Source organism: Aminobacterium colombiense DSM 12261, assembly GCF_000025885.1.
GTDB classification, from domain to species: Bacteria; Synergistota; Synergistia; order Synergistales; family Aminobacteriaceae; genus Aminobacterium; species Aminobacterium colombiense.
In genome coordinates this window covers 1,958,859-1,980,592 of sequence record NC_014011.1, presented here as the reverse complement: position 1 = coordinate 1,980,592, position 21,734 = coordinate 1,958,859, and the positions used below count along the sequence as shown (strand labels likewise).

The window sequence follows — 21,734 nt, the reverse complement described above, 5'->3', positions numbered from 1 at the left end:
AAATTAAAAAATGACTATTCCTCACCAAGCTGTTGCAAAGAAGGATCACAACATATCCACATTTTATTCACTCCCTGTGGACAGATGTGGAAAAAACACAGGTTTTCAACTGAAAGCTTTGAACTATTGCATGTGGAATCATACCATATTTTTGTTACACCTTTGTGGATAATTTTTACACATCTTTAAAAAAATCAGGTTAAAATGAGATATGGGCAGAAATTATTTTAAGACGCAGGGGGGAAGGCAATGGCTCATATCCGCCATATAATCAGCCATACAGACCTTGATGGTGTAACAGCGGCAGCGGTGGCATGGCATCATTTCAAAAAACAAAGTCCTCTCAAGGTAACATTAACCGGGTATGGCAGTGTAGATGGAATGATACTTGAAAATTTAAATGCTCACATTCCCATGGTTGTGCTTGATCTTTTTTGTCAGAAAGAAGCCACCATCGAAGAAATAGACCGCACTCATCAGCCAGAAGAGCCTCCTTTTTTATTCGACCATCACGAAACCACAGCTCAACGATATTCAAATCGCCCGTGGATTGTTGTGGACACATCCATGTGCGCGGCGAAGGTGTATTTGGAGTGGCTTCTTCAACATGAACCTGGTACGTCTGCCCGTTGCTTAGCGGGCATGGTCGACATTGCCAACGATAGGGATCTCTGGCTTAATCAGAGAGAAGAAAGCCGGTTATGGCAAGCCATGATTACCTTATGCGGTCCAGAAAGTATTCTGACCCGCCTGGCGTTTAACCCTTCCTGGCAGTTGGAATCTTTTGAGGAAAATGCGGCCAAGGATTTCATAGAACGGCAGGAGGGCCGATTTGAGAAAGCTCTCGAGATAATTAGCCGTTCAAAGGATATTGCCTTTGTGGAAGATGGGATTCTTGAATTTGGAGATGTTTCGGATTTTGGGGGCCTTGTTCTCGACCGTCTCGATAATCCGCCTCTTATTGTGGCAGTAGCTGCACGGCGTGTTATGGGAGACTGGGTATTATCCCTGCGAAGCCGTAATGCCATGGCAGGAAATGTTGTGGGAATTCTCCGTGATGGCAAAAAAGTAAGGGGAGGAGGCCATGACGATTCAGCAGCCCTCTATTTCCCCCCATTTTATTCTCAGGAACAGATCAAGAGCTCCCTTGACGCTGCCGTACGCACCATACAGGAGCGGGACAAGCCTGTAGGAACAAGCCTGGGAGATTTGCTGAAAGCGGCGTTGAATGATAAACAAAAAAATTAACTTTGTAAGAAGGTAAGTAAAAAATGAGGTTGCGTGGAAAGAAACTTTTAGACTTTCTAGCCATTGAAAGGAATATGACGGGTCTTCTCTTGATGGTCATCCTTGTTGGGCTTGGAGAAAAACTTGCAGAGCGTTTTCTCCCTATCTATCTTATCGCCCTTGGAGGAGGAGCTCTTTCAATTGGCATTCTTAATGGTCTTGATAATCTGCTTTCCGCTTTATATTCCTACCCCGGGGGCTACCTTGCTGATCGCTTGGGGACAAAAAGGTCCCTTCTCGTTTTCAATCTTCTTGCCATGTTTGGCTTCCTTGTAGTTGTACTGATACCAAGCCAGCTGGCTGTTATTGGCGCTTCCTTTTTCTTTTTGTCGTGGACGGCAATTTCTTTGCCAGCGACAATGAAACTTATTGCCCAGACCCTTCCCATGAATAGGCGAACAATGGGAGTCTCTCTCCATTCCCTTGTAAGACGTATTCCTATGGCTTTAGGCCCTGTTATGGGCGGGATCATGATAGGCCTTTGGGGGGAGAAGACAGGAGTTCGAGCTGCCTTCGCCATTGCTTTTATCTTGGCTGGCATTGCTCTAGCGGCGCAGCAAATTCTTATACGGCCTGACAGCAGCGCCATTGAGCGGCCCGAAAAAAATCCCATGGTAATCTTCAAGCTTATGAGCCCGGCTCTTAAAAACTTATTGATCTCTGATATATTGATTCGTTTTTGTGAGCAGATCCCCTATGCTTTTGCGGTGGTTTGGGCAATGAAGAGTATTGAGAATCCTGTATCGGCCTTTCAATTCGGAATTCTTACCACCATAGAAATGGCAGTGGCTATGTTGATCTATATTCCTGTAGCCTGGTTAGCGGATAAAGGCAATAAAAAGATTTTTGTAGTCATTACCTTTTGTTTCTTTACTGCTTTCCCCATTATTCTCTATCATTCCCGATCCTTCTGGCCTTTAGCAGGGGCTTTTGTTGTTCGAGGTCTTAAGGAATTTGGCGAACCTACAAGGAAGTCCCTTATTCTCGACTTAGCGCCAAACGAACGCAAAGCGGCCATGTTTGGCCTCTACTATCTGATACGGGACGTTGTGGTCTCTATTGCTGCCTTCGGTGGAGCCCTGCTGTGGATGGTGGATCCAGCAGTCAATTTTTATGGGGCCTCTTTATTTGGGGCTTTGGGAACAATCTGGTTTATTCTGAAAGGGGAAGATTTCAGAAAGCCCTTGTCGTAAAAGACATAAACTGGTAGAAAAGAAGACATGAAACCATAAAGATGGGTGTGATCATCAATGGGAATCATTAAAGTAGTTGAATATAACGGACCAGACCCTCATGATGTCTTCGCATGGAAGTATGCTGATAAAACAAGTGCCTCAGATGAATTGTCTACGTGGACCCAACTTGTGGTGAGGGAAGCGCAAGAAGCGATTCTTTTTAAGAATGGGCAGGCTTTCGATCTTTTTACAGCCGGGTGCTATACGCTAAGTACAAATAACATTCCTCTTCTCTCTGCTTTCATCAATCTTCCCTACGGCGGGAAGTCTCCCTTCAAGGCAGAAATATGGTTTGTGAACAAACTTTATTCCCTCGACGTTAAGTGGGGAACACCAAGCCCCATTCAGATTCAGGACCCGAGATATGGTGTCTGGCTTCCGGTTCGTTCCTATGGCCAATTCGGAATAAGAATTGCTGATTCTCGACAATTCCTGCTCAAACTTGTAGGAAGCCTGGGGTCCTTTACAAAAGAAAATATAAGCCAATTCTTTAAAGGGCTCCTCATCACCCGTATCAAGGATCTGGTGTCAAATTATATGATCACAGAGAAGAAAGGTATTCTTGAGCTGAATGCTTATCTCAACGAGATTTCCCACCACATGGAGGAAGAACTTCGCCCTGTTCTTGAGGATTACGGCATAGAACTCGTTAATTTTTTTGTGAACTCTATTAACGTTCCAGAGGATGACCCAGTAGTAATTCAACTGAAAAATGCCCTGGCAAAAAGAGCGGAAATGGATATTCTGGGATATTCTTATCAGCTGCAGCGCAGCTTTGACACCCTTGAAAAGGCAGCCAGCAATGAAGGGAATGGTGCTGGCCTCATGCAGGCAGGTATTGGATTGGGCATGGGTGTCGGTGTTGGAGGTGCGTTGGGTCAGACAGCGGCCCATATAACAAAAAACCTTAGCACGGAGGGGCAAGAAAATTTAACAGAAAAGAGCAAGGTGTGCGCAAACTGCGGCACCCCCTTTAATCCAGACGCTCGTTTCTGTTTCCAGTGCGGTCGAAAAATAAACATGTGCGGATCATGCGGTCATGACATTCCGGATAATGTTGCCAAGTGCCCTGAGTGTGGCGCTCCGGCTCCAGCTCTGTGCCCTCAATGCGGCCATACCATTGACTCAGATATGAAATTTTGTCCATTCTGCGGAATGGAAATTAAAAGAAATTGCCCCTCATGTGGAAAGAACGTCGAAACTGACGCCCGTTTCTGCCCCTCCTGCGGGCAGAAAATAGATGAGGACTCCGCCTCATAAGGATGAAAGGAGCTTTTTATGAAGATCAGAAATAAATTGAGTCTCATTCTTCTTTTTGTCATGGCAGTGGCTCTTTCGGCTGTAATTGCCGTTTCTTTTATGACGACAGAGCCAGATAGCCGCAGCGCCCATTTTTGGATGACCCTTTTCTTTCTTTTGCTCGGAGTGGTGTTTTCTTTTCTTTTCGGACTTCTCCAGATTCGTATTGACCTTGATAAAGGGCTTCCCACTCCTGCCTTTTTCAGTCTTGGAACCCTCATTGTACTGTACGATTTATTCCTGATAGTAAACCCCCTTCTCTTCTGGAAGGGTTTTGAGTTTTCGGTAACAGGGTACGCCATTACTCATATTATTGGTTTGGCAACTTTTCTCTCACTTAGCGGAACAACTCTTATGGCGGCTGTTTCTATCACAGCCAGGGAAAAACAGGAAAAAGAAGATATTTATACGATCCGTCTCTGGACCGATCGTTTGCATCGTATTCTCAGTCAAGCCCGAGATAATGATCTGGATGATGAGATACTTCTTGAACTTCAGAAGGTTGCAGGGAGGGTAAGATATACGGACCCTGTAAGTTGCGACGAATCTATTCATATAGAAAAAGAAATAGCGAACACTATTGAGGAACTTTCCCATGCTGTAGACCTTTTTTCTGTGGAAGGCGAGGCTGCCTCCCTGGAAGATGAAGATACGATCAGGACTATCAAAAAATTAATGGAGCTTGTAGAAGAGCGAGAGGCGCTCATCGCTCGAACGAAGTAAATTCTATAAGGGGGATATGTGATGGCAGCAGACACTGTAGAACGAGAACTATCCTGTGTTTCCTGTGGAGCGGTCAATGAACCAGGTTCCAAATATTGTGCTTATTGCGGAACGCTCCTTCAAGTAAAACATATTTTTCCTGCTGTTGAAAAAGCCAAGGTATCTTTCAAGCGCGTCAGTGTGGGGTTTGTGCTCTTTCTAACCATAGTGACCCTAGGTTTTTATCAGGCACTGTGGGCCTTTTTCAGAAGAAAAGCTTTTAATCAGCTGAATGTTAGTGAAACGATATCTGACTGGTTCGCTCTAATGCCTCTAGTTCTTCTTGTAGCTTCCTTTGCTGTCAGTGGAAATGAAAGTGATCTCGAAAGAATTCTAGGTATTGCTACCTGGATCCTATGGATTGTTCTAGCTTTCAAAATGAGAAGGATGCTTCGTGAATACGTTGCAGGATTTGCCGACAAGGATTTTCTTCTCAACGTAGCGCCCTCGAGTGTTATGACCTTCTTTTTTACGTTTTTCTATATCCAGTACCATATAAACCGCCTTATCGACATAGGGGTTTTCAAACGGGCCAACTGAAACACTGAAAGCCTTTCTGTTGTGCTATCAAAAATTAGTGATAAGATATCTCTATATATCTTATAACGGACGGTGATGGTGTTTCATGTCCATATATTTAAATAATGCAGCGACATCATGGCCCAAACCTCATATAGTTCCTCAGGCCATGTATGATTTTATGGTCAATTCCGGTGCGAATTTAGCTCGGGGCACGGCGGCTAAAAGGGATCTCGGCACCATGGACCTCGTACTGAATTGTCGCGAACTTTTAGCAGAATTTTTTCATAGCTATGAAGACGCTGACCCTCGATATGTAACCTTTACATCCAATATCACAGAGTCTCTCAATATCGTTCTCAAGGGCTACCTCAAACCGGGCATGAAAGTTTTAACAAGCAGCATGGAGCACAATGCTTCAATGCGGCCTCTCAGACGTCTTGAGCAGAAAGGAGTTCATATTACAGTTCTTCCATGCGATATGGAAGGGGTGCTTTCCCTCCGAGACCTGGACAAGGTTTTAAAAGAGGATTCCTTTGATCTTATGATAATAACCCATGCAAGCAATGTATGTGGAACTGTTCAGGATATATCTGGCATTGCCCGTCTCTGTCGGGAAGCCGGTGTGCCTCTTGTTGTGGATTCGGCCCAGACGGCCGGAGTTTTGCCTATCCATGTATCAGATCTGGGCCTCGCCGCATTATGTTTCACAGGGCACAAAGGCCTCATGGGTCCCCAGGGGACGGGAGGCATTATATGGAAACCGGATTTTGCGGAGAAGGTCGAATGGTTTATAGAGGGGGGAACAGGCAGTTTTTCCCATCTTGAACTTCAACCTGATTCCATGCCCGATAAATTCGAAGCCGGAACCCCTAATCTTCCGGGGATCGCCGGGCTCAGGGCTGCTTTGCAGTGGCTTGTGAAAGAAGGGCCTGAGAAAATCCATGCTCGTGAAACGCAGCTAGGGTTGCGGTTTATTGAGGGAGTTAAAAAAATACCAGGCGTTATTCTTGCCGGAAAGCAGACAATGGAGGGTCGCCTACCTGTTTTTCCACTGAACTTTACAGGGCGTGACCATGCCATCGTGGCAGCTGAACTTGTGGAAAGGGCAGGTATTGAAACTCGGCCAGGACTTCATTGTGCTCCTGTTGCCCATAAAACCCTCGGCACAGATGGAATGGGCGGGGCCCTTCGTATCTCTATAGGTTATTTTAATACAGAAAAAGATATTGATTGTTGCCTTGAAACCCTCGCCTCCATTCTGTCAGAACCCCTAAAAGCATAAAAAGATCAACGTTGATTTTTCTGCTTCCTGTCCCCTTCATATTTTCGCGGACAGGAAGTTTTTTTATTTAAAACCATCCTTTTTCCCATTGCATATATCAGTTCAAATTTAGAATAATGAGAACAAAATAAGACATTGACAAATTAAGGAAATACGGTACCATAATTCTTGAATTCCCATCAGGAGGTATAAATGAGATGAATACCTTTATATCTATATCGGAAGCCGCGTCCCTTGCCTTTCATGGAATGGGATTGCTGGCAATTTCAGGGAAGCGAATGAGTACAAAAGAAATGGCAGAGGCAATTAATGTATCTGAGGCCCATTTGGCAAAAGTTTTTCAAAGGCTTGTGAGATGCGGGTTTGTTACGTCATCCAGAGGGCCGGGAGGAGGTTTTGAATTGGCACGGCCTGCTGAGAGCATATCCCTACTTGATATATACGAAGCCATAGAAGGCCAAACAGATGGAGGCTATTGCTTGTTACATCAAAAGGAATGCCCCTTCCGCACCTGTATTTTTGGAGATATGTTGAAAAAAATGACCAAGGAAATTCGAGATTTCTTGAGAGAAAAGAATTTATCAGAGCTTGCAAGAGGTGAAGTGAATGAAGACGACAGTTAAAAGAAAGATTATCACTATTGATGAAGAGAAGTGTGATGGTTGCGGGATATGTGCCCAGGCGTGCCATGAAGGAGCCATTCAGATCATTGACGGCAAGGCAAGGCTGGTGAGCGAGTCTTATTGCGATGGTCTTGGCGATTGTATTGGCGAATGTCCAAGAGGCGCTATTACCTTTGAAGAAAGGGAAGCCGCTCCCTATGACGAAGAGGGGGTAAAACGCCATATGGCTAGTAAGGCTTTGAAAACAGACTCCCTCCCCTGTGGGTGTCCTGGCACAATGGCAAAAGATTTGAGAAACATGGTCTCTTCAAGTAAAATTGAGGTACCTGTTGAAATACGATCACTTCAATCGCGCTTGGGAAATTGGCCTGTCCAGATTAAACTGGTGCCGGATAACGCGCCCTACCTTCGCAACGCCGACCTTGTTATTGCTGCCGATTGCACAGCTTATGCTATGGCTGATTTTCATGGGAAATTCCTTGGCGGGGAAAAAACGGTCTGTTTAATCGGATGTCCTAAACTTGATGATGCCCAGACCTATGAGAAAAAAATAACTCAAATCATAGCTTTGAACGAACCTGAATCTATAACCGTTGTATATATGGAAGTTCCATGCTGCGGCGGGCTGGTACGTCTCATTACTGCCGCTATAGAACATGCAAAAGTAAACGTTGCTCTGAAACTTGTCAAAATAGGAATTCAGGGTCAGATTATAGAAAAAGAGACAACAAAGTATGTGTTCTCAAAGTAACTTTTAGAATAAGGGAGGTATATGAGAGATGTATTGCTACCAGTGTGAACAGACAGCAAAGGGAACAGGATGCACCGCTTTTGGCGTTTGTGGAAAGTCTCCAGAGATTTCTGACCTTCAGGATCTTTTGATTCACATCTCCAAGGGGGTTTCAATGTATGCCCATAAAGCCCGTGAACTTGACGCTATTGATTCGGATATCGACCTCTTTGTGGTTAAAGCCCTTTTTACCACCATTACAAATGTAAATTTTGACGAAGAGCGAATGGAAACTATGCTTAAAGAAGCAAGCCGAATGAAAGAGAAAGCAAAATTGCTCTATGAAAAAGCTTGCGAGAAATCAGGCAAAAATCCGGAGAACCTTGGAGGTCCAGCGGCCTATGCCCTTCCTGACAACCGTGACGATATGATTCGTGATGGTGAAAAGGTAACCCCTGAAGCCTGGAGCCAAAAGCATGGTGAAGTTGTACAAGGGCTCAGAGATCTCATACTTTTTGGCCTTAAAGGCAGCGCCGCCTATGCAGACCATGCCCATGTCCTTGGGATGGACGATCCTGCAATCTATGGTTTTTTCCACGAATTTATGGCCTATCTCAGCGGTGAAAACTTCACTGTGGATGATCTCGTGGCGAAAGCCATGGAGGCGGGCAAATGGAATATTTCTGTCATGGAGCTCCTCGATAAAGCTAACACATCTATCTATGGCCATCCTGAACCTACAAAGGTGCGTGTAACGCCAGTCAAGGGAAAGGCCATTGTGGTATCGGGCCATGACCTTCAAGATCTGGAGCTTTTGCTGAAACAAACAGAAGGGAAAGGCATTAATATTTATACTCACGGAGAGATGTTGCCGTGTCTCGCCTATCCTGAACTAAAGAAATATAAACATCTCGCAGGCAATTATGGCGGAGCCTGGCAAGATCAGCGGGAAGAGTTTGACCGGTTTCCTGGAGCTATCCTTATGACCACCAATTGTATTCAGAAGCCGAAAGATTCATATAAAGACCGTATTTTCACAACAGGGCTTGTTGCGTGGCCTGGTGTGACTCATATCGATGAAGAGAAAGACTTTACTCCAGTTATAGAGGCTGCTCTGAAGGCCCCAGGCTTTGCTGAAGATGCACCTGAGCATATCATTACTATTGGTTTTGCAAGGAATACCGTAATGTCAGTTGCAGGAAAAGTTGTGGATCTTGTGAAAGCAGGCAAGATACGCCATTTCTTCCTTATTGGCGGATGTGACGGGGCCAAACCGGGTCGGAGCTATTACACCGACTTCGCTACAATGACACCGAAAGACACTATAATCCTGACCCTGGCCTGCGGGAAGTACCGCTTCAACAAGCTTGAATTTGGCGAAATCGAGGGAATCCCTCGCTTGCTTGATGTGGGACAGTGCAACGATGCCTATTCAGCAGTACGTATAGCTATGGCCCTGGCAGAGGCCTTTAATACAGATGTAAACAGCCTTCCCTTATCGCTGATACTTTCATGGTATGAACAGAAAGCTGTCTGCATTCTTCTTTCACTGCTCTATCTTGGCATTAAAAATATGCGTCTTGGTCCTACTTTGCCGGCCTTCGTGAAGCAGCCAGTTTTCGACGTTCTTCACGAGAAGCTGAATCTCATGGCCATAACGACGCCTGAGGAAGATTTGAGAGCCATCCTTGGGTAGAATGTGGCAAGGTTATAAATAAAACATTAAAATGCCAGGGCAGCTTTTCCCTGGCATTTTTGATGTATGATGAAGCGAAGATAAAAGGGAGAGTTGCAAAATAGCACTTTAGGGCATACACTAAATCGCAAGATTTCGTTCTTTCCCAGGAGGTGCGATTAAATGGGTCATAGCGAAGTAATTGTGCTTGATGGTCATTCTCTTTCAATTGAAGATATAGTGAAGGTTGCGCGGCATAACGCCAAGGTGGAGCTCGCTCCCGAAGCTCTTGAAGCAGTGGAAAGAGCTTCGGATCTTGTTCATGAATGGGCATCAGGGAACGATGTGATATATGGTATAAATACAGGTTTTGGAGATCTGGCAACAGTTCCCATATCCCGAAAGGATCGCCGTCAGTTGCAGGAAAATCTTCTTAAGAGTCATGCCTGCGGCGTGGGAGAGCCTTTTGACGAAGAAACGGTTCGCGCCATTATGCTTCTTCGCATAAACACCCTGATCAAAGGGCATTCTGGTATTAAGATCGCAACCTTGCAGCGTTTGACCGATTATCTCAACATGGGAATCCATCCCATGATTCCTTCCCAGGGGTCGGTAGGGTCAAGTGGAGATCTCTGTCCCCTTTCCCACCTTGCCATAACCCTTCTCGGCATTGGCGAAGTCTTTTACAAAGGCCGTCGCCAGCCTGCTCAGCGTCTTTTTCGCAAATTAGGCATGAGCCCCCTCAATCTTGAGGCCAAGGAAGGACTGGCTCTCAACAACGGAACCACTGTTATGACAGCTATAGCAGCCCTTGCTCTCTATGATGGCGTTAACACCCTTAAAATGGCGGATATAGCGGCAGCACTTTCTCTCGAAGCATTACATGGTGTTCCTTTTGCTTTTGATGAGCGTACCCATGCACTTCGCCCTTATCGTGGGCAGATGACAGTGGCTTCGAATATTAGAAGACTTATCGCGGGAAGCCAGATTATTGAAAAATTTAAAAGTGAACGGGTACAGGATGCCTATTCTCTTCGTTGTATGCCCCAGGTTCATGGCGCGAGCCGTGACGCCCTCGACTATGTCTGGGATAAGGTTTCTATAGAAATAAATGCTGTTACGGACAACCCCCTGATTTTTGTTGATGATCGAGTTGCTATTAGCGGGGGCAATTTCCACGGCCAGCCTATAGCTTTGGCCATGGACTTTTTTGGTATAGCCATGGCAGAAATTGCGAATATTTCGGAAAGACGAGTCGCTCGGCTTGTAGATAGCTCCCTTTCAGGTCTTCCTCCTTTTTTGATTCAGGAGAGCGGATTGAACAGCGGCTTTATGATTCCCCAATATGCCGCGGCTTCTATAGTTTCTGAAAATAAGGTTTTAGCCCACCCTTCTTCTGTAGATTCAATTCCTACTTCTGCCAATCAGGAAGACCATGTTTCCATGGGGACCTACGGAGCTCGAAAGGGACGGACAATCCTCAACAATGCGCGAAAAGTTCTCGCTATAGAGCTGCTTTCAGCAGCTCAGGCTCTGGATTTCAGCATTTTGCTTAAACCTGGTGCGGGAACGAAAGCCGCCCACCATATGATCCGGAAGGCAGTCCCTTTTTTAAAATATGACGATTATCTTTACCCTCTTATCAGACGGGTTCAGGAATTGATGGACCGCAGTGAGATCCTTCATGCGGTCGAGGAGGCTATCGGGCCCTTGGACTAGGGGAAAGGAGATGAAAAAATGTCAGCCCTCTCTCATATGCCAGTGAATGATCTTGTGGAACAGATTTCTTTAGGAACCCCTTCGCCAGGAGGGGGAAGTGTTGCGGCGTTATGTGGAGCTATGGCTGCGGCCCTTGGAGGGTTAGTTGCCAGACTGACCCTCTCAAAAGAGGCCTATGAACAGTCATGGAAAGTGATGGAACAGGTACGAGACCAGACAAGGGCATTATCTGACAGATTTCTTTACTTGATGGAGGAGGACACCAATGCTTACCTTTCTTTTCTCGAAACGGCGAATCTCCCCTCTGAGGTTCCCGAAGAAGAAGAGATCAAAGGCATATTGCGGGAGCAAATGATGAAAAAGGCCATTGTAGTTCCTTTAGAAGTTTTGCGCTGCTGCAAGGATGCCATGCCCTTGCTTCGGAGTGCTTCGGCTCTTGGGGTAAGGGTAGCTGTAAACGACGCCATGGCTGGTCTTTCAGTATTGCGGGCCGCGGCAGTGGCTTCTTGTTTTACAGTTATGACAAACCTTCCCACTCTCTATGATGAAGAGTTTTGCTCCTCTGTAAAAGATGAGGCCCTTTCATTGATGTACGATATTACGTCTGAAATTGATGGAGCAAATGATCAATACATTAAGGCCCTTCTTAAAATTCAAGAATCCGAAGGATGGCCATGAAGAAGAACTATTTAGAATCGTACAGCTAAAATTGTGTTGGGTGGGGAAAAAAAGCATAATGGACCAAGAAACCTGATTGGAGGTTGGCTGATGGTCAATTATGCTCGGTTGCTCCAGACCTTTCTTGATCTTATTCGTTTAAAAGCTGACTCAGGACATGAAGAACCTGTTGTTCAGTATATTTTGCCCCGTCTCCTACAGATGGGCCTCATTGTTAGACGAGGCGCAGAGGGAAGAGCGGAAAACATTGTGGCTGTCCTTCCGCCAACTCCAGGGAGAGATCGTTGTATTGCCCTTTCCGCTCATATGGATACTGTTTCTTTGCCCACTCCCGTTATTCCGATCATTAAGGATGGTGTCATCTCTTCATCTGGCAATACTATTCTTGGCGCAGATGACAGGGCTGGAATAGCCGCTATTCTAGAAGCCCTTGAAACTCTGATTGAAAAGGGACTTCCCCATCATTGTATAGAGATAATTTTTACAGTTCGGAAAGAAATAGGCCTTGAAGGCTCAAAACAGCTTGGGCATAATGATATACAGGCCTCAATGGCATTTATTCTGGATGACGAAGCTGATCCGGGGCATATTGTGGTTCAGGCCCCATCCCATGCCAAAATCCTTTGGAACATAACTGGAAAGGCTGCCCATGCAGGAGATGAGCCTGAAGAAGGCATTAACGCTATCATGGCTTCTGCAGAAGGATTAAAGCGGATGAAAACAGGCCGGATAGACCATGAAACCACAGCCAATATTGGTATTATCCATGGAGGGGTGGCAACGAGCGTTGTTTGCGATGCCGTTGTTATAGAAGCAGAAGCCCGCTCCATTTGTGAGAAAAAGCTGGAAGATACAGTGAAGACCATGGTAGAAGCTATGGAGAAAGGGGCCGCCTCTTTGGGAGCGAAAGTCCAGACAAGAATTCAGAAATCCTATAGAGGTTTTACTCTCAAGGAGATGTCCCCCTCTGTGCAGTGGGCATCGTCGGCTATTCGCCGTATTGGTCTCATTCCTGTTTTGATTTCCTCAGGAGGAGGAAGTGACGCAAATATATTGAACGAAAAAGGCATAGAAGCTGTTAATCTCGGAATAGGAGCAAAAAAAGCCCATACTTCAGAAGAATATATTCTCAAGCGGGATCTTTACACTTTAGGTGACATCGTTTATGCGATTATGAATGGCGCATAGAAATGCAGGGGCGTTTTACTTTTTCTTGCTGAAATATCCGCCCCAGACATTACGAACATCAGCCATGAAGACAAAACCTCCAGCTTGTTTCCCAATCTCTGCCACCGCAAAGCGATCTTTTCGGTCACAGATCACTTTGAGAATAAGTCGGGGGCCATCTCGTCCCTCTCCCTCTAAAACAGTGGTTCCAAACCCTTTAGACCTCAGTTTTTCCGCAAGATCTTTGCCTCCCTGGGTCTCTTCGGTGATAATTTCTACAACAATGTGCCCCTTAAGGAGTTTTTCTTCGAGATAGGAGCCAATATAGTTTCCCGTAGAGAAGCCAAGAGCGTAGGCAATAAAGTTCAAGGGGCTGTGAATCCCTGCATCAAGCACGTATTTCAGGCTCATAAGGTAAAGGGATATTTCACAAAAACCGATGCATGCCGCCTTGAACCGCTGCCCTTTGACTAAAAGAAGCATTCGCATTGTAGCCATAGAAACATCTGTGCAGCGCGCACAGAAAATAAGAATCATGGCGAGATTAAGTTCTAGAGACAATTTATACCCCCCCCTGCTGTTTCAATAATAAGGGAGGGTTGGTCTTAAAATCAAGAAAATTCTCAGCGTTAGAGAAAAAAGGCGTCAGTTAATGGTTCGTAAATGAATTAAGAACTAAGAGTCTGCTCCTTGACAGTGTAGTAAACCACGATACGCTGAAAGGGCCAGAACGCCGGCCCCGATAGAAAGGGCCCCTTCGTCGGCCTTAAAGCGGGGGCTGTGCCATGGATGGATTGCGTCAATATCAGGATTGCCGACGCCCAGCCAGAAAAAGCATCCCGGCACCTTCTCCTGAAAAATAGCAAAATCCTCGCCCCCCATGGATGGAACAGGAATAACAATCCCTTCTTTGCCAATAATTTCCTCTATGGCTTGCATCCCCAGAGCGGCGGCTTCGGGATGGTTCATAACGGCAGGGAGATCTTGCCGATAATAAAAATCAGCCGTACATCCCAGACTTGCGGCGGTATGCTCTATAACTCTTCTCATCCATGGTTCCATAGACTCACGAATGTGCGGGTCAAAAGTGCGAACAGTCCCTGTAAGTTTTACCTCATCAGGGATCACATTATTGGCTGTTCCGCCATGAATAGTTCCAAAACTTACAACGGCCGAATGTTGCGGGTCGACATTTCTGCTCACTATAGTCTGGAGGTTCATAATAATGGATGCTGCCGCCACAACGGGGTCGATATCTTTATGGGGAAAGGCGCCGTGTCCTCCTCTGCCCTTTATGGTTACAAAGGTGGTATCTACAGAAGCCATGAGGGGACCTTCTTTGAGAGCGACTTTTCCTACCGGGATTTCCGGATGATTATGGAGACCGAAGATCATGGAAACATGAGGATTTTCAAGAACACCTTCTTCTATCATAGCTTTCGCTCCCGCGTTTATTTCTTCGGCAGGCTGAAAAATAAATTTGACAGTTCCCTGAAGATCATTTTTCAAAGAAGCGAGAATTTTTGCCGCCCCAAGGGCACAGGTTATATGAACGTCATGTCCACACGCATGCATCAGCCCTTCATAGACCGACTCATAGGGAAGGCCGCTTTTTTCTTCAACAGGAAGGGCGTCTATATCTGCACGAATAGCGACTGTTGGCCCTTTTTTAGCCCCCATTAAAAGGGCGACAACACCTGTTCCCGCTACGTTTTTTTGCACTGTACAGCCGAGGTTTTCCATATAGGCCGCAATCTTTTCAGAAGTGTCCTTTTCTTTAAAACTCAATTCAGGGTGCCTGTGAAAATCTCTGTAAAGGTGCTGAAGTTCTTCAAAGATCTGGTGACTTAACTGTTTGATGGCGGGGCTCCACATTTTGAGTTTTCCCTCCTAAGGATGTATAGGTTTTAGGTTTCCTCCTTGGACGCCTGACACTTTTGGCAGCCCTCAGGTTATTTTTTAGACTGATATCGCAATGCAAGTTCTGTCTTTGACATATAAATAGGGTGTTCTATACAAATTGAGTGCACCTCTTCTTTGAATGAAGAGAGAGAAGCTCCATCATTATTTTCGAGAACTCGAACAACAAGCCTTGCCACTTTTTCCGTATCTTTTTCATCGAAGCCGCGGCTGGTCACGCCGGCAAGGCCTATACGGATTCCACTTGTAACAGTGGCTTTTTGGGGATCAAAGGGAATGAGGTTCATATTGACGGTAATCCCCACTTCTTCCAGTTTTTTTTCTGCGTCACACCCCGTCATATTTTTGCTTCTGAGATCGACAAGCATAAGGTGGTTATCCGTTCCCTTTGAAACGATGTCATATCCATTCTCCTGAAGGACGTGAGCCATGACCTTAGCATTTTTCACGACCTGAGAGGCGTATGCTTTGAATTCGTCTGTCATGGCCAGTTTGAAGGTGAGGGCTTTGGCTGCCATAATCTGAGGGATCGGACCTCCCTGAATGCCGGGGAAAATAGCCTTGTCTATTTTATGGGCATACTCTGAGCGGCATAGAATATTGCCACCCCGAGCGCCCCTGAGTGTTTTAGTGGTTGTAAAGGTAACAAAGTCGGCATAGGGAACTGGGCTAGGATGCATGTTTGCTGCTACAAGCCCCGCAATATGGGCCATATCGACCATGAAATAAGCTCCAACTTCTTGGGCTATTTGGGAAAATCGTTCAAAATCTATAAAGCGGGAATAGGCGCTGCCTCCGGCAATAATAAGTTTGGGGCGAACCTCTTTGGCGAGTTTCTCAACCTGGTCGTAGTCGATTTGTCCGGTGGTTTTGCTAATTCCATATTGGTAAGAATTGAAAAATTTCCCGGAAATATTCACAGTGGTACCGTGAGAAAGATGTCCGCCATGTTTGAGATCCATGCCAAGAATGGTGTCTCCCGGTTCCAGCATGGCCATGAAAACAGCGAGATTGGCGTTGACGCCTGAATGAGGCTGAACATTGGCGTGATCTGCTCCAAATAATTTTTTTGCCCGTTCTATAGCAAGACTTTCTACTACATCAATGAACTCACACCCGCCATGATAGCGTTTTCCGGGGTAGCCCTCCGCATACTTATTGGTGAGCAACGATCCCTGAGCTTCAAGTATTACTTCCGGAACAAAGTTTTCAGAAGCAATAAGCTCAATCGTCATATTTTGACGTTCCTTCTCCCCTTCAATGGCTGCGGCCAACTCCGGATCGATAAAATGGATAAGGTTCACGAACCATCCCTCCTCTGTGCACGTTATAGTGTAAAAAGGCAGATAGTAAGCCTTCCATAAAAGCATAGTTTCTTAATATAAAAAGACAATAAGAAAAATAGGGAGCAAATGAACCAAAAACCCTACGGAAACGTCAGGTTTTTGGTCAATCTAGAAGGCAAAAAGTCCTATTTTTGTAGGGGCTTTCGACTATTTAGGCTTGAAGATGACGCTGCAAGCAGTCCTTCCCGTTCCGCGAAACGGGCTAATTCTGCTACTGAATAAAGACCAAGTTTTTCCATCGTTCTGGCCTTATGAGTTTCCACAGTTTTGCGACTGATTGAGAGTTGAGAGGCAATTTCTTTTGTAGCGAACCCTTGAGCCAGCAAAAGGAGTATTTCTTTTTCCCTGGGAGTGAGAAGTTCGAGCATTGTTGAAGAACTGGCGTTCGTAGATCTTTTGACGTAGTCTTGCAGAACCGTTGAGGTAAGGGCTGTACAGAGATACATTTCACCTTCACAGACGGCGTTGATGGCTTTGATCACTTCGTCAATGTCACAATTCTTCAACAGATATCCAGTAGCGCCGGCAGCGAACATTTCTCGAACATAATGTTTGTTTGAGTGAATGGAAAGGGCGATAATTTTAATCCTGTCATTTTCCCGACAAATGGCTCGGGTAGCTTCAAGCCCGTTCATATCAGGCATTGAGATGTCCATAATAATAACATCGGGAGAGTGGGACAAAGCTGCTTCCACTGTAGAACGTCCATCTCCTGTTTCAGCAACAACCTGAAAACTCTCAATATTTTCCAGAACGCTGCTGAGCCCTTTTCGTGTTACAGGGTGGTCGTCAGCAACGATGATCCGAACGGTCACAGATAAAACCTCCTTCAGAACTGTTTTTCAAGGGGATCCTGATGATAATGCCCGTTCCTTTTCCTGCAGAAGAGTTAATGATCATTTGCCCTCCCCAATGTCGAAGACGTTCTCTTATGCTGAATAGGCCAAAACTTCGTTTCCGAATGGTAATGGCTTGAGAGGGGTCGAATCCTACACCGTCATCATGAACAGCGACACAAAAAAAACCATCTTCCCTCGTAATAAGACATTGGATTGCGGTAGCTCGGGCATGTTTCAGAACATTTATGAAAAGTTCTTTGACCATATGGTAAAGCATAATGCTCAATTCTTGTTCGAGAAGACGGCAATTCATAGCTGCATCAAGGATAAAATCAATTGAAAGAGGAGAAAACATTTCGTCTCCAAGGGATTCTAAAGCGGCGGCGAGACCTAAATCATATAGCAGAGGGGGACTTAACCTGGCCGTAAGGTCTCGAGTCTGCTCTATAACTTCATCGAGATGGGCTATGCTTGCAGATAAGAGGGTGTTTTTCACCTGTCCATCATGAGTTCTATGGGCCTGGCGAAGATTCCTTTGCATGGTTACCAGTGCGTGTCCCACCTGGTCGTGAAGATTTGCCGCGATTTTGCGTCGGGTCCGTTCTTCTGCTAGGGTTAATTCAGAAGCAAGGGATCGCAGGTCTTCCTGAGATTCTTCGAGCATCTTTTCTGTGGTTCTCACCTGCTCTATTTCCCGGGCCAAAATGAGGTTGGCATATCCCTTTGAGGAGAGCTGTTGAGCCATAAGCCACAGTAATTTAAGGGTTTTTTCAAAATGAGCCAGACTCCCCTCTGGCATTTCCCTTAGGGCTTCGCAAAGTTGAACAGGGTCGGCTCCTATCTCAAGGGCATACTCTCGAATGCGATTCTCTCCAACTCCGAGAGCATTCTGAGATATCTGCCAGTTGGCAATATGCTGCCCCTCAACAATGATAGGAGCGCTGGCATCGACAAAACCGCAGCTGAGGCAGCGCTGATATGTTGGCTGAAGCAGCCGCGCGGCCTTGATGCCAAGCACACGGTCAGAGCGAATACAGCGGCTGGCTCCTTCTGATGTTTGACGGACCAATTGGCAAACTTTACTGAAATTGCTTGGTTCAGTAATAGAATTCCCATGAACATCCGTAATCACAGATGCCACATCATGGACTTCGGCAAAGGCATCCTGAATTTTTTGTAGTTCCTCTCGCTCTATAAGGTCGAGAAGAGAAATACGAGGAGAGGCCATGGATTTCAACTCCTTCGGTAAGCTCTCCTTATTATTTTACACGCAAAAGGGAGTTTTTAAATTCAAACTTTACAAGTGGGGGGCTTTAGCCTATAAAAGCCGTAGAGCATGGTGCCATGAGGGAATGATAGAAAGAATGGAGGGACAAAAGTGAAAAAACACGTGTTTCATGTGCCTGATATGTCCTGCGGACATTGTGTTAAGCGTATTAGCTCGGCATTGGAAGAAGAGGGTTTGACTGATTTCGAAATCAGACTAGAAACAAAAACAGTTACTATTGAAACGGATGCCCCCCAGAAAATTCTCGAAGCCCTTGAAGAGGCAGGATACCCTGCAACTCTTCAAAACTAAAATCAAGGAACTTGGAGGCCGCTCTCTCTATGGTGTGAGAAAAGCGGCCTTTTTACTATACATATGGAGGGTATTATGGCATAATAACAAAAAGATATCCTACCAAATCTATAGTATTTCTACAAGGAGCTGTTTCTATGATGACAAGGGGCGAAAACTCTAAAAAAATATCTTTTTCAGTAACAGGCATGACGTGCGCCACCTGTGCGAGGATCGTTGAACGGTCTCTTAAAAAAGTAGACGGGGTTATTTTTGCGGGAGTGAATTTGGCAACAGAAACTGCTTTTGTGGTTCTTGATAAAGATGTTTCAATGGAAGAGCTGGAAGAAGCGGTAAGAAAGGCCGGATATGACGTTTCCTATGAACAGCCGGAAGACCTTGATCGCCGTCGTTATGAAGGGGCAAAAAGAAACCTTCTTATAAGTTGGGGTATAACGGTTCCTCTCATGTTCCTTATGGTCGTCCATATGGCGGGGTTTCATATGCCCTGGTTTCCCTTTGTCGAAGCTATTGGCGGTGCCATTGTGCTCTTTGGCGCTGGTCGGGCTTCCATGAAAGGGGCCTGGATTGCCCTCTCCCATTTTCACGCAAATATGGATGTACTTGTTTCCCTTGGGGCGTTAGCGGCCTGGTCTACCGCTATTCTGCTTCTTGTGGGAGTTAAGGTAACTTCTTTTGGAGCCATTGGCGCTATGATCATCGCTCTTCATGTGACGGGGCGTTTTATTGAGTCCCATCTTCGTGACAGGGCTTCCAAGGAAATTAAGTCTCTTTTGGCAATACAGGCCAGAGAAGCTCGCATCCTTGACGAATCGGGTCGAGAAATAGCAGTGCCTATCGAAGCGGTTAAAGAAGGATTCATTCTTATGGTCAGGCCCGGGGAACGAATTCCTGCCGATGGAAAGATCATCGACGGGGCTACATCTGTAGATGAATCTATGATTACCGGCGAATCCATTCCTGTTCAGAAAAAATTGGAAGAAGAAGTGACGGGCGGCTCCCTCAACCTCACGGGATCAATAAAGGTTCAGGCGACAAAAATTGGGGAGGATAGCTTTTTAGCTCAGATGATTGCTCTTATTCAGGAAGCCCAGGGAGCAAAAATACCAATTCAGGCCTTTGCCGACAGAGTGACAAATTATTTTGTTCCAGTCGTTGCTGCCCTTGCTGTTATCAGCGGTCTATTCTGGTTTTTCGGTATCCATCGTTTTGCTTCTTTTCTCGATGGAGCAAGCCGTTATCTGCCGTGGGTCACCTCTGTGCGCGACCCCCTGTCAATTGCTGTTTTCGGATTCATTTCCACTCTCGTAATAGCTTGCCCCTGTGCTCTAGGTCTTGCCACCCCCATGGCCCTTATTACTGGCACAGGCGCGGCTTCCAGGAAGGGGCTTGTCATTCGCAATGCCGAGGCCATACAGACGGCGAAGGAAGTGGGCATTGTGCTTATGGATAAGACGGGCACAATTACTCAGGGAAGCCCCGAAGTTGTTGAGACCAATCTTTCTGACGATGATATGGAAAGGGTAGCAGCCCTGGAACGCCATTCTATCCATCCCTTGGCCAAGGCCATATCATCGGCCAGGGCAACACAGCTCGAACCTGTCTCTATGGAAGAGATTGCGGGAGAGGGAGTGAGGGGCACTGTAGGGGACGATCTGTACTTTGTTGGAAAAACTCACGACTCCTCTCTTTATAGCAGGCAGCTTTCTATGGGGCGAACGGTGGTGGAAGTACGCAAGAACGAGAAAATTGCCGGTTTTATAGCAATAGAAGATCCCTTGAGAAGGGATTCTATAGAGGCCGTAGAACGTCTTAAAAAACTAGGTATCATCCCTGTGATGGTAACGGGAGACAACGAGCGTACAGCTCAGGCCGTAGCTGGCCGCGTTGGTATAGAAAAGATTTACGCTGGCATTCGACCAGAAGAGAAACTGAATATCCTGAGGGATTTCCAGGCCCATGGGAAAAAAGTGCTCATGGTGGGTGACGGGATGAACGATGCCGCGGCCTTAAAGGGAGCGGATATTGGCGTGGCTATTGGTACGGGAACAGATCTCGCCATAGATAGCGCAGACATAGTTGTTGTGCGCGGCGGAATTTCATCTATTGCCGACGCTATTGAGATTTCCCGCCAGACCTTTACAGTCATCCGTCAAAACCTCTTTTGGGCCTTTGCCTATAACGTCATCGCCATTCCACTCGCCATGGGGGCCCTGCTCCACCCTGCCATTGCGGAAACGGCCATGGCCTTCAGTTCAATTTCAGTGATCTTGAATTCTATGCGAATTCGCCCCTCCTGAGACGGCAAAATAAAAAGGGCTATTAGTTAACCAATAGCCCAATTCTCTCAATAATCTTCGGCAAGGTTCAATTTGCTGACGATGTTACTGACAACTGGTGCACTGACCAGTGCAGCTTGCTCACCCACCGCCACCGCGGAGCGCTTCAACAGCCGGGACAAAAACATCCAGTATGTCGCCAAGATCATTAACTCCTTCGTCACTATCCATTAGACTAAAGACCTCTTTTATCGCAGGGACAGTGTCAGCGCCATCCACGATGGCCTGTACTATATCCCGAAGGGTAATATTCTTCGATTTAATAACAACAGTTTCTCCCGGAACCATTCCCCAGTCCATGATCATAACCTCCTTACTATAGAGCATGGTGGTATTGTAAAGGAAAAGGGGGGAAAAATAAATAGAATATTTTCAGGCTTCCCTTTCCTGTATTACTTCCTTGTTTGCGTAAGCATAAAGGGGCTTTAAACCTCATTGTTTTTTCTCTTTTTTATCTTAAAAAAAATACTAAAAAGGTCTAATTTTTATGAAAAAAGGAAAATGCTTTTAAGGGAAGATTTGTATTGACTTTTTTGTCGAATAGAGTGTAAAGTAATAAATACAATAAAACTTCAGCAGGTGTACGGGAAGTCCGGTGAAAAGCCGGCGCGGACCCGCCACTGTGTGCTTGACGATGGGACCAAATACCACTGGAAAGAGTTTTTTCTGGGAAGGGGTTCCAAAGAGTGAAAGCAAGCCAGGAGACCGGCCTGATGAAGAGATGCAAGTTCC

General features: G+C 45.8%; 20 protein-coding genes and 1 riboswitch. Of the genes, 14 read left to right on the top strand and 6 right to left on the bottom strand.

Annotation, left to right across the window (positions count from 1 at the left end; genetic code table 11):
* Positions 1-249: 249 nt before the first annotated feature.
* From AMICO_RS09725 to AMICO_RS09670, 12 genes are all read left to right on the top strand, one after another.
* Positions 250-1,248, top strand: coding sequence for a DHH family phosphoesterase (locus tag AMICO_RS09725; protein WP_013049287.1), 999 nt, complete (start codon positions 250-252; stop codon positions 1,246-1,248).
* Between the two features lie 23 nt (positions 1,249-1,271).
* Positions 1,272-2,480, top strand: a complete 1,209-nt coding sequence (locus AMICO_RS09720; protein WP_013049286.1) for an MFS transporter — start codon at positions 1,272-1,274, stop codon at positions 2,478-2,480.
* A gap of 57 nt (positions 2,481-2,537) precedes the next feature.
* Positions 2,538-3,782, top strand: a complete 1,245-nt coding sequence (locus AMICO_RS09715) for an SPFH domain-containing protein (RefSeq protein ID WP_013049285.1) — start codon at positions 2,538-2,540, stop codon at positions 3,780-3,782.
* 18 nt (positions 3,783-3,800) lie between these two features.
* The gene (locus tag AMICO_RS09710; RefSeq protein WP_013049284.1) at positions 3,801-4,544 is read left to right on the top strand and encodes a hypothetical protein; all 744 of its coding nucleotides are present in this window, start codon (positions 3,801-3,803) and stop codon (positions 4,542-4,544) included.
* 21 nt (positions 4,545-4,565) lie between these two features.
* Positions 4,566-5,123, top strand: a complete 558-nt coding sequence (locus AMICO_RS09705) for a DUF4234 domain-containing protein (RefSeq protein WP_013049283.1) — start codon at positions 4,566-4,568, stop codon at positions 5,121-5,123.
* Between the two features lie 85 nt (positions 5,124-5,208).
* Positions 5,209-6,387 (top strand): aminotransferase class V-fold PLP-dependent enzyme, encoded by a 1,179-nt coding sequence (locus AMICO_RS09700; protein ID WP_013049282.1) that lies wholly within the window; start codon positions 5,209-5,211, stop codon positions 6,385-6,387.
* 197 nt (positions 6,388-6,584) lie between these two features.
* Positions 6,585-7,010: an RrF2 family transcriptional regulator gene (locus AMICO_RS09695; protein ID WP_013049281.1), complete on the top strand. Its 426-nt coding sequence runs from the start codon at positions 6,585-6,587 to the stop codon at positions 7,008-7,010.
* Positions 6,994-7,761, top strand: coding sequence for an ATP-binding protein (locus AMICO_RS09690; RefSeq protein WP_013049280.1), 768 nt, complete (start codon positions 6,994-6,996; stop codon positions 7,759-7,761). Before AMICO_RS09695 ends, AMICO_RS09690 begins: the two co-directional genes overlap by 17 nt.
* Before the next feature lie 28 nt (positions 7,762-7,789).
* Complete coding sequence (gene hcp / locus AMICO_RS09685) at positions 7,790-9,436, top strand: hydroxylamine reductase (RefSeq protein ID WP_013049279.1); 1,647 nt, start codon at positions 7,790-7,792, stop codon at positions 9,434-9,436.
* 162 nt (positions 9,437-9,598) lie between these two features.
* Complete coding sequence (hutH, locus tag AMICO_RS09680; RefSeq protein ID WP_013049278.1) at positions 9,599-11,134, top strand: histidine ammonia-lyase; 1,536 nt, start codon at positions 9,599-9,601, stop codon at positions 11,132-11,134.
* An 18-nt stretch (positions 11,135-11,152) separates the two neighbouring features.
* Positions 11,153-11,812 carry a cyclodeaminase/cyclohydrolase family protein gene (locus AMICO_RS09675; protein ID WP_013049277.1) on the top strand — a complete coding sequence of 220 codons (660 nt, stop codon included), beginning with the start codon at positions 11,153-11,155 and terminating at the stop codon, positions 11,810-11,812.
* Between the two features lie 90 nt (positions 11,813-11,902).
* Entirely contained in the window at positions 11,903-13,000 is a 1,098-nt protein-coding gene (locus AMICO_RS09670) for a M20/M25/M40 family metallo-hydrolase (RefSeq protein WP_013049276.1), read from the top strand.
* Positions 13,001-13,015: 15 nt separating this feature from the next.
* On the opposite strand, the gene AMICO_RS09665 is transcribed toward AMICO_RS09670, so the two are convergent.
* The 5 genes from AMICO_RS09665 to AMICO_RS10010 form a co-directional block, all read right to left on the bottom strand.
* Positions 13,016-13,540 (bottom strand): DUF2179 domain-containing protein, encoded by a 525-nt coding sequence (locus AMICO_RS09665; protein WP_013049275.1) that lies wholly within the window; start codon positions 13,538-13,540, stop codon positions 13,016-13,018.
* Between the two features lie 114 nt (positions 13,541-13,654).
* Positions 13,655-14,854, bottom strand: coding sequence for a M20 metallopeptidase family protein (locus AMICO_RS09660; RefSeq protein ID WP_013049274.1), 1,200 nt, complete (start codon positions 14,852-14,854; stop codon positions 13,655-13,657).
* Positions 14,855-14,931: 77 nt separating this feature from the next.
* The gene (locus AMICO_RS09655; protein WP_013049273.1) at positions 14,932-16,203 is read right to left on the bottom strand and encodes a serine hydroxymethyltransferase; all 1,272 of its coding nucleotides are present in this window, start codon (positions 16,201-16,203) and stop codon (positions 14,932-14,934) included.
* Between the two features lie 167 nt (positions 16,204-16,370).
* Complete coding sequence (locus AMICO_RS09650) at positions 16,371-17,060, bottom strand: response regulator (RefSeq protein WP_013049272.1); 690 nt, start codon at positions 17,058-17,060, stop codon at positions 16,371-16,373.
* Positions 17,035-18,312: a PocR ligand-binding domain-containing protein gene (locus AMICO_RS10010; RefSeq protein ID WP_013049271.1), complete on the bottom strand. Its 1,278-nt coding sequence runs from the start codon at positions 18,310-18,312 to the stop codon at positions 17,035-17,037. The genes AMICO_RS09650 and AMICO_RS10010 overlap by 26 nt, the downstream gene beginning before the upstream one ends.
* Positions 18,313-18,462: 150 nt before the next feature.
* On the opposite strand from AMICO_RS10010, the gene AMICO_RS09640 reads away from it, so the two are divergent.
* Together AMICO_RS09640 and AMICO_RS09635 are read left to right on the top strand one after the other, a co-directional pair.
* Positions 18,463-18,663 (top strand): heavy-metal-associated domain-containing protein, encoded by a 201-nt coding sequence (locus tag AMICO_RS09640; protein ID WP_013049270.1) that lies wholly within the window; start codon positions 18,463-18,465, stop codon positions 18,661-18,663.
* 137 nt (positions 18,664-18,800) lie between these two features.
* Entirely contained in the window at positions 18,801-20,963 is a 2,163-nt protein-coding gene (locus AMICO_RS09635) for a heavy metal translocating P-type ATPase (RefSeq protein ID WP_013049269.1), read from the top strand.
* Between the two features lie 120 nt (positions 20,964-21,083).
* Here the strand turns inward: AMICO_RS09635 and AMICO_RS09630 are convergent, their stop codons facing one another.
* Positions 21,084-21,302, bottom strand: a complete 219-nt coding sequence (locus AMICO_RS09630; protein ID WP_013049268.1) for a hypothetical protein — start codon at positions 21,300-21,302, stop codon at positions 21,084-21,086.
* A gap of 260 nt (positions 21,303-21,562) precedes the next feature.
* Positions 21,563-21,730, top strand: a riboswitch (cobalamin riboswitch).
* Positions 21,731-21,734 lie beyond the last annotated feature (4 nt).